At 51.5% G+C, this 8,579-nt stretch carries 9 protein-coding genes and 1 tRNA gene; 6 read left to right on the top strand and 4 right to left on the bottom strand.

Features of this window, described 5'->3' with window-relative positions:
* Positions 1-42: 42 nt before the first annotated feature.
* Both C3451_RS20405 and dkgB read left to right on the top strand, forming a co-directional pair.
* A tRNA-Asp gene (locus tag C3451_RS20405) sits at positions 43-119 on the top strand.
* Positions 120-279: 160 nt separating this feature from the next.
* Positions 280-1,083, top strand: coding sequence for a 2,5-didehydrogluconate reductase DkgB (dkgB, locus tag C3451_RS20400; protein ID WP_045308946.1), 804 nt, complete (start codon positions 280-282; stop codon positions 1,081-1,083).
* Positions 1,084-1,113: 30 nt separating this feature from the next.
* On the opposite strand, the gene yafC is transcribed toward dkgB, so the two are convergent.
* Positions 1,114-2,019, bottom strand: a complete 906-nt coding sequence (gene yafC, locus C3451_RS20395; RefSeq protein WP_045623450.1) for a DNA-binding transcriptional regulator YafC — start codon at positions 2,017-2,019, stop codon at positions 1,114-1,116.
* A 104-nt stretch (positions 2,020-2,123) separates the two neighbouring features.
* Here yafC and C3451_RS20390 point away from each other — a divergent pair, with 104 nt between their 5' ends.
* From C3451_RS20390 to C3451_RS20380, 3 genes are all read left to right on the top strand, one after another.
* Positions 2,124-3,299: an MFS transporter gene (locus C3451_RS20390; protein ID WP_045623448.1), complete on the top strand. Its 1,176-nt coding sequence runs from the start codon at positions 2,124-2,126 to the stop codon at positions 3,297-3,299.
* A gap of 137 nt (positions 3,300-3,436) precedes the next feature.
* Entirely contained in the window at positions 3,437-4,237 is an 801-nt protein-coding gene (locus tag C3451_RS20385; RefSeq protein WP_032621812.1) for an endonuclease/exonuclease/phosphatase family protein, read from the top strand.
* Positions 4,238-4,314: 77 nt separating this feature from the next.
* Positions 4,315-5,088 carry a class I SAM-dependent methyltransferase gene (locus C3451_RS20380; RefSeq protein WP_022647127.1) on the top strand — a complete coding sequence of 258 codons (774 nt, stop codon included), beginning with the start codon at positions 4,315-4,317 and terminating at the stop codon, positions 5,086-5,088.
* A 52-nt stretch (positions 5,089-5,140) separates the two neighbouring features.
* On the opposite strand, the gene mltD is transcribed toward C3451_RS20380, so the two are convergent.
* Together mltD and gloB are read right to left on the bottom strand one after the other, a co-directional pair.
* On the bottom strand, positions 5,141-6,505 hold the full coding sequence (gene mltD, locus C3451_RS20375) for a murein transglycosylase D (protein WP_022647128.1): 1,365 nt from the start codon (positions 6,503-6,505) through the stop codon (positions 5,141-5,143).
* 68 nt (positions 6,506-6,573) lie between these two features.
* Complete coding sequence (gene gloB, locus C3451_RS20370) at positions 6,574-7,332, bottom strand: hydroxyacylglutathione hydrolase (protein WP_045623446.1); 759 nt, start codon at positions 7,330-7,332, stop codon at positions 6,574-6,576.
* A gap of 32 nt (positions 7,333-7,364) precedes the next feature.
* On the opposite strand from gloB, the gene C3451_RS20365 reads away from it, so the two are divergent.
* Positions 7,365-8,081, top strand: coding sequence for a class I SAM-dependent methyltransferase (locus C3451_RS20365; protein WP_063139387.1), 717 nt, complete (start codon positions 7,365-7,367; stop codon positions 8,079-8,081).
* Here C3451_RS20365 and rnhA read toward each other — a convergent pair whose 3' ends face one another.
* Positions 8,082-8,549, bottom strand: coding sequence for a ribonuclease HI (rnhA, locus tag C3451_RS20360; protein ID WP_003863238.1), 468 nt, complete (start codon positions 8,547-8,549; stop codon positions 8,082-8,084). It abuts the gene before it with no gap.
* Positions 8,550-8,579 lie beyond the last annotated feature (30 nt).

The following is an 8,579-nucleotide window of genomic DNA, read 5'->3' as shown; positions in this document are numbered from 1 at the left end:
GTAAGCCGGTGCATTAATCCGGTGGTTACAGAAGTATTCGGTGGAGCGGTAGTTCAGTCGGTTAGAATACCTGCCTGTCACGCAGGGGGTCGCGGGTTCGAGTCCCGTCCGTTCCGCCACTTATTAAAAGCCCTGAGCTAACGCTCAGGGCTTTTTTCTTATCTGTCGTTTTACTATTGCGAAATTAGCAAAAATCCTCTGCATTTTACGATCTTTTTCGATATAACAACCACAGCGATAATCCTCCTCAGTTTACGAACATAACGATTGAGGAATGATATGACTATCCCTGCACTGGGTCTGGGCACTTTTCGCCTGAAGGACGACGTTGTTATCGCATCTGTTAAAACCGCACTCGAGTTGGGCTATCGCGCTATTGATACGGCGCAGATTTATGACAACGAAGCTGCCGTAGGTCAGGCTATCGAGGAGAGCGGCGTACCGCGCCATGAGCTTTTCATCACCACCAAAATCTGGATTGAGAACCTCAGCAAAGACAAGCTGATCCCAAGCCTGAAGGAAAGTCTGAAAAAGCTGCGTACTGACTATGTTGATCTGACGCTGATCCACTGGCCATCACCTGGCGATGCCGTCTCCGTAGAAGAGTTCATGCAGGCGCTGCTGGAAGCAAAAGAGCAGGGCTTGACGCGTGAAATTGGTATCTCGAATTTCACTATCCCATTGATGGAAAAAGCCATTGCCGCAGTGGGTAAAGAGAATATTGCTACTAACCAGATTGAACTCTCTCCTTACCTGCAAAACCGCAAAGTTGTGGACTGGGCGAAACAGCATGGCATTCACATCACCTCGTACATGACGCTGGCATATGGTAAGGCCCTGAAAGATGAAGTGATTGCGCGCATCGCTGAAAAACACAATGCAACAGCTGCACAGGTGATCCTGGCATGGGCGATAGGTGAAGGATATGCCGTGATCCCGTCTTCAACCAAACGTGAAAACCTGGCAAGTAACCTGTTAGCGTGGGATCTCCAGCTCGATGATGAAGATAAAAAAGCGATCGCTGCACTGGAATGCAACGATCGTCTGGTCAGCCCCGAAGGGTTAGCACCTAACTGGGATTAATTAAAACCCTCCCTCTGTGCCTTTAAACCCTCATACAGCTCCTCCGGGAGCTGTTTTTATATGCTCACTAAGGAAGTCGATAAATGCGCGTATGCGCGTACTTACTGCTCTGTCACTGTAATACACCGCGCTAAAAGGCATCTCTACAGGTAAGCGTTTGTCAGCCATTAGCTCAACTAGCTGGCCCGCGGCTATTTCCTTATCAATCATATAGTCTGATAAACAGGCGATCCCGTTTCCTTCAAGACATAGCTGTTTCAGCGTTTCCCCGCTATTAGACGAAAGTCCGCAGGTGATCTCATGAAGTTGTCCGTCATGACAGGCCACGGGCCAGGTGTTCAGCGAGACAGGCTCCGTAAAGCCCAGGCACAGGTGCTGCTTCAGCTCCTCAACGGTCTCAGGTTTGCCATGCTCTGCAATATATTGCGGTGACGCGATAATTTTGCGGTAGCTGGTGAACAGAGGGCGAGCGCGTAAACTTGAATCCGTCAGGGTTCCCGCGCGGATCGCCACGTCAACTTTACGCTCAATCAGGTTAATGAACGTCTCAGAGGAGACCAGAGACAGGGTCATCTCCGGGTAGCGTTCGCGGAAGGGTTTAATCAACGGCATCAGGAAATGCAGCACGACCGGCGTCGCCGCATCTATGCGCAGCAGCCCACGCGGCGTGCTGCGTGATTCCATGATTTCCGTTTCTGCTGCCGCTATCTCCTGCAAAACGGACTGCACGCGTCGAAAATAACGTTCACCTTCTTCCGTCAGGCTGAGCTGCCGCGTTGTTCTGTTGAGCAGACTCACCCCGAGCTTCATCTCCAGCTTTTTCACCGAGCGGCTGATGGCGGAGTTCGCCTGTCCGAGCTGTTCGGCAGCACGGCTGAAGCTGCCGCTTTCAACAACGGCAACGAAGACAGTCAGTTCTTCCGATGTGGCTTTCATTATTGCATCACCTGCAAAATTCTATTGAGATTCTAACCATTTTTGTTATTTAAACACTGGCGCATACTGCCTGTCATCTTAATCCTGAAGAGACGGAGTATTTTATGCCACTGGCGCTTCTTGCCCTGACGATCAGTGCCTTCGCAATTGGCACGACCGAATTTGTTATTGTAGGACTTGTTCCTACCATTGCTGAACAACTCGCTATCTCGCTGCCTTCTGCCGGGCTGCTGGTATCTATTTACGCGTTAGGCGTCGCTGTTGGGGCGCCTGTGCTGACCGCACTGACTGGACGCTTTCCACGTAAACAACTGTTAGTTGCCCTGATGGTGCTCTTCACCGCTGGCAATATTCTGGCGTGGCAGTCACCGGATTACTCCACGCTGGTCATTGCCCGCCTGCTGACAGGCCTCGCGCACGGTGTCTTCTTCTCCATCGGTTCCACGATTGCAACCAGCCTGGTGCCAAAAGAGAAAGCGGCGTCAGCCATTGCGATTATGTTTGGTGGCTTAACCGTCGCGCTGGTCACCGGCGTGCCGTTAGGAACGTTTATCGGACAACATTTTGGCTGGCGTGAAACCTTCCTCGCGGTATCGCTGTTGGGCGTGATTGCTCTGGTAGCCAGCCTGCTGCTGGTGCCCTCCAGTATTCCGGGGCGCGCGAGCGTCAGCCTGAGCGATCAGGTTAAGGTTCTGACACACCCGCGCCTGCTGCTGATCTATGCCGTTACGGCCCTGGGTTATGGAGGTGTGTTCACTGCGTTCACCTTCCTTGCACCGATGATGCAGGAACTGGCTGGTTTTTCTCCGGGCGCGGTGAGCTGGATTTTACTGGGCTACGGTATCTCCGTCGCAATCGGCAATATCTGGGGCGGCAAGCTTGCGGATAAGCATGGTGCGGTACCGGCGCTGAAATTCATCTTCGCCGCCCTGGTTGCCCTGCTGATGATTTTCCAGTTCACCGCATCGATGCAATACGCCGCGCTGGTAACGGTGTTGGTTATGGGGATATTCGCTTTTGGTAATGTGCCGGGATTGCAGGTATATGTTGTGCAGAAAGCCGAACGTTATACGCCTAATGCGGTGGATGTCGCATCTGGGCTGAATATCGCCGCATTTAATATCGGTATCGCACTCGGTTCGGTTATCGGTGGGCTGGTGGTTGAACATGTTGGATTAACCCAAACGCCATGGATTGGTGCGGTAATTGTGCTTATCGCTTTCCTCCTTATTGGTCTCAGTGGACGGCTTGATAAACCCGCTCGCGTCGCACTTGGATAAGTATCAGTAAGTGCTTGCTTACAAAACTGGAAAGCGGTTTCTCAGTAATTGCGTTGAAAGTGTGACCTAAAATCCCTATAACATTAGAACCAGTCCGTTTTCCGGGCTGGTTCATGTTACAGAGGCCGTTTCCAAAAGTGCGAAAAAATACCTATGCCATGCGTTATGTTGCCGGAATGCCTGCGGAGAGGATCTTGCCTCCGGGGTCGTTTGCGAGCCTTAGCCAGGCATTACCAGCGGGCACTCCATTAAGCAGTGACGAAAAAATTCGCGTACTGGTGTGGAACATCTTTAAGCAACAGCGTGCGGAGTGGTTATCCGTACTTCAAAATTTTGGTAAAGATGCGCATCTGGTTCTGTTACAGGAGGCGCAAACCACGCCTGAACTGGTCAGGTTTGCAACGACGAACTATCTTGCAGCCGATCAGGTGCCTGCCTTTGTTCTGCCACAGCATCCTTCCGGGGTGATGACCCTTTCAGCCGCACATCCGGTCTATTGCTGCCCGCTGCGTGAACGTGAGCCGATCCTGCGTCTGGCAAAATCAGCGCTGGTCACGGTCTATCCGTTGCCCGACACCCGTCTGCTGATGGTGGTAAACATTCATGCGGTGAACTTCAGCCTGGGTGTTGATGTGTACAGTAAGCAGTTACTTCCCATCGGCGATCAGATTGCTCATCACAGTGGGCCGATCATTATGGCCGGGGACTTCAATGCCTGGAGCCGTCCGCGTATGAACGCGTTGTACCGCTTCGCGCGTGAAATGTCGCTGCGTGAAGTTCGTTTTAACGATGACCAGCGCAAGAAAGCGTTTGGTCGTCCTCTCGATTTTGTCTTCTATCGGGGTTTAAGCGTGCACGACGCCTCCGTTCTGGTGACGCGCGCCTCCGATCATAATCCTCTACTAGTCGAATTCAGTCCCGGCAAACCTGATAAATAATGGTGCGTCAGGTCTGCCGTGGGGCAGGCCTGTGCGGGTGCTGCCCTTTATTTTTTAACCCATAAAAGGACAGCAACATGACAACAACACACTCCCATCATGACAACGTCGAAAAACAGTTTGGTTCTCAGGCAAGTGCCTACCTGAGCAGTGCCGTACATGCCTCTGGCCGCGATCTGGTACGTCTCGGCGAACGGCTCGCCGCGTTTCCTGACGCGCACGTGCTGGACTTAGGCTGCGGAGCGGGGCACGCCAGTTTTACCGCCGCACAGCAGGTTGCTCAGGTGACGGCGTATGACTTATCGAGCCAGATGCTGGATGTGGTTGCTGAAGCGGCGAAAGCGAAAGGGCTGAATAACGTCACGACGCGACAGGGCTACGCTGAATCTTTACCCTTTGAGGATGCATCCTTTGAGGCTGTGATTAGCCGTTACTCTGCACACCACTGGCATGATGTGGGGCAGGCATTACGGGAAGTGAAACGCGTGCTCAAACCGGGCGGAATATTCATCATCATGGACGTGATGTCTCCCGGGCATCCGGTACGGAATATCTGGCTCCAGACGGTTGAAGCGCTGCGTGATACCTCGCACGTGCAAAACTACTCCAGTGGAGAGTGGCTTACGTTTATCACCGAAGCTGGCTTGATTTCACGCTCATTGATAACCGACCGTTTGCCGCTGGAGTTCACGTCATGGATTGCACGGATGCGCACACCGGAGGCATTAACTCAGGCGATCCGATTGTATCAGGAGAGTGCCTCTGCTGACGTCAAGGCGTACTTTGAATTGCATGACGATGGATCGTTTACCAGCGACACCATTATGGCTGAAGCGCAAAAAGCGGGATAAACAAAAAAGGCACCGAGGGGAATCGGTGCCTTTTTAATAAGCGATCGTACTATCAGGAATCTGGCGTAGCGCTGTTTTTCACAAACAACGTCAGCTGGTCGCCAGGTTGCAGGTTGTCAGTATCGTTGTTCCAGCGCATCACATCTTTGATGTTTACGCCGTGACGCTTAGCAATACTGGACAGCGAGTCGCCTTTACGTACGCGATAGGTAATGCTATCGCTGTTTTTAGCGAGACGCTGTGCGCTGCTACCTGCACCTACGGTCAGCGTTTGACCCACTTTCAGACCGGATCCGCGCAGATTATTCCACTGCTGGAGATCTTTCGTATTCACGCCAAGACGTGATGCAATACCTGAAAGCGTATCACCTGAACGCACCTTATAGCTGCGGCTGCTTACAGGCGACGTATCAGCAATCAGCGTAGACTGAACGGCTGCAATTTCACCCGAAGCTAAAGACTCACGTAACTGCTCCGCGTGTTTCTGCGGAACCATCACATAGCGCGGGCCGCTTGCACCCAGCGTGGAGCCTTTAACACCTGCATTAAAGGTTTTAAGCTTACTTACCGACATACCCGTCATATCAGCAACCTGTTGAATATCAACAGGGCTGCTGAGGCGGACACGCGCCAGTGCACGACTTTCGTCTGGTGTTGGCAGTTGTACACCGTAACGTTTGCTGTTCTTGAGAATGTCACTCAGTGCCAGCATTTTCGGTACGTAAATCTTTGTTTCCTGTGGCAGTGAGAGCGACCAGAAGTCTGTGGATTTTCCACGCGCTTTATTCGCTTTCATTGCCTTCAGTACACGACCTTCACCACTGTTATACGCCGCGACAGTCAATAACCAGTCGCCGTCAAACATCTTGTTCAGACGTTGCATCATGTCGAGAGCGGCTGTCGTTGAAGCGACAACATCACGACGCGCATCGTAGTTGCGGGTCTGCTTTAAACCATAATTTCGCCCTGTGCTCGGAATGATCTGCCAGATGCCTGCTGCATTGGCGCCAGACGTCGCGTGCGGGTCAAAAGCGCTCTCCACTATGGGTAGTAGTACCAGTTCCATAGGCATGTTACGTTTCTTAACTTGCCCTGCTATCCAGTACATATACGGCTCTGCCCGTAATGTTACATCGTGGAGATAGCTCTTATTTCTCAAATACTTCTGTTTCTGTTCGCGAATCCGGCTGTTTTCCGGAATTCCCATCTTTAGCTCGTCGCCAATAGAGGCCCACAAGTCTTGTTCCTGCGCGAAGGATGTCCCATCGTCCAACCATCGCGCCTGACTCGTAAACTTCCCTGCTTCCCCTTGACCAGCCGCAGAAAGGCTCTGTGCGTGCTGTTGTACGTTGCTGCCGTTTTGTGACTGGCAACCTACAAGCAGGACAGAGGCGAGTAATATCGCTTTTGCCTTCATGTGTGTGTCAATAGTTGCTTAAAAGACGAGCGATGATAACGGCGAAATTTTGAAAAGGCAACCCGCAATTATCTGAAGTTATCTTTCTTTGACCTTAACCATGCAAATCGCGCTTCAGGTTGTAACAAATTTGTTTCTTGATTAATTTTATTAATTAAATCAACGTCATTTGTTCTTAAAAATAAATTTATTTGTCGCTCATTTTTCAGAATTACGGGGAGTGTTTTTTGGTTTTTTGCACGTAACTCCTTCACTTTCTGGTAATAATCCTGAATCGCCCGATCCTCTGGTAGTACGCTTGCAGCAAACTTCATATTCCCTAATGTATACTCATGTGCGCAACAAATTACGGTGTCGGCTGGCAGCGCATTAATTTTTTGTAAAGATTGATACATCTGTTCTGGCGTGCCTTCAAACAGCCTTCCACAGCCGCCGGAAAACAGCGTGTCGCCACAAAAAAGATAAGGTTTGCTGTAGAAACAGAGATGACCGGAAGTGTGACCTGGCGTAGCAAATACGGAAAACTCGCACCCGAGGATGAAGATACTTTCGCCTTCTTCGATAACTTGCGTCGTACCCTTATCCTGTGTCTCTGCTGGTCCGTAGACGGGAATATGGGGATAGCGCGCAAGGAGATCGGGAGCACCGCCGACATGATCGTGATGGTGATGGGTAAGGAGGATCGCTTCAGGCTGCCAGTCGTTTTCTTCTATCGCGTGCAGGATCGGTACGGATTCGCCGGGATCAACAATGATGCATCTGCGATCGTCATCGACTAAAACCCAGATGTAATTGTCCTGAAAGGCGGAAATACTGATAAGATTCATGCATTACCTCTTATAGCGTGGCGGGTGTTTTGATGAAACCGGCAAGGATACCTCAGACTGTCGCACCACCGGAACGTTGGGCAGAGTTGCCCTGGGGTGAATATTATCGCGAGGCCTTAGAACTTCAGCTTAAACCCTGGCTCGCGAAAATGTATGGTTTTCACCTGCTTAAGATTGGCAATCTGAGCGCAGAAATCAATACCGAAAGCTGCGCTATCTCGCATCAGGTTAGCGTATCGCTTAATGGCTCCCCGGTTCAGGTGAAGGCTGATCCGCTGCATTTGCCTTTTGCGGAAAAATCCATTGATGCCTGTCTGCTCGCTCACACGCTGCCCTGGTGCAGCGATCCCCATCGTCTGCTGCGGGAAGCCGACCGCGTTTTGATTGATGACGGCTGGCTGATCCTGAGCGGTTTTAATCCGCTGAGTCTGATCGGGCTACGTAAACTGACGCCCGTTCTGCGCCGCAAGCCGCCATATAACAGCCGGATGTTTACCATGATGCGCCAGCTGGACTGGCTTTCACTGTTAAATTTCGAAGTGCTGAGCTACGGGGGTTTTCAGGTCATCCCCTGGACGCGTAAAGGCGGGGTCTTATTAAGTACCCATTTACCCGCGCTGGGCTGCATGCAATTTATTGTCGCGCGTAAAAGGACGATCCCACTTACGCTCAACCCAATGAAGCAAAGCAAATCAAAAACGCGGATCCGCCAGACCGTGGGTGCCACGCGGCAGTACAAAAAACCGTGATCAGGATTCAGGTTGATAACCTGCATCCTCATGGGTTGGGTTTGATGCCGCCGCGCGAGCCAGCTCGTCACAGCGTTCGTTTTCAGGGTGACCGGCGTGCCCCTTTACCCACTCCCATTTGATTTCGTGCTGACCGAGGGCGGCATCAAGACGCTTCCAGAGATCGACATTCTTGACGGGTTTTTTCTCTGCCGTTTTCCAGCCGCGCTTTTTCCAGTTGTGGATCCATTGGGTAATGCCCTGGCGAACATACTGGCTGTCGGTACTCAGCACCACGTCACAATGTTCTTTTAAGGCTTCCAGCGCCACGATGGCCGCCATCAACTCCATGCGGTTGTTGGTGGTCAGGAAATAGCCTTCACTAAATGTTTTTTCATGCTGGCGATAGCGCATAATGGCGCCATAGCCGCCGGGCCCTGGGTTACCGAGACAAGATCCATCGGTGAAAATTTCTACCTGTTTACGCATCTCTGGTAGACTTCCTGTATTTGAAACGTT

This window comes from Enterobacter sp. 301B (genome assembly GCF_003850715.1).
GTDB classification, from domain to species: Bacteria; Pseudomonadota; Gammaproteobacteria; order Enterobacterales; family Enterobacteriaceae; genus Enterobacter; species Enterobacter intestinihominis.
This window is presented reverse-complemented; position numbering and strand designations above follow the sequence as displayed.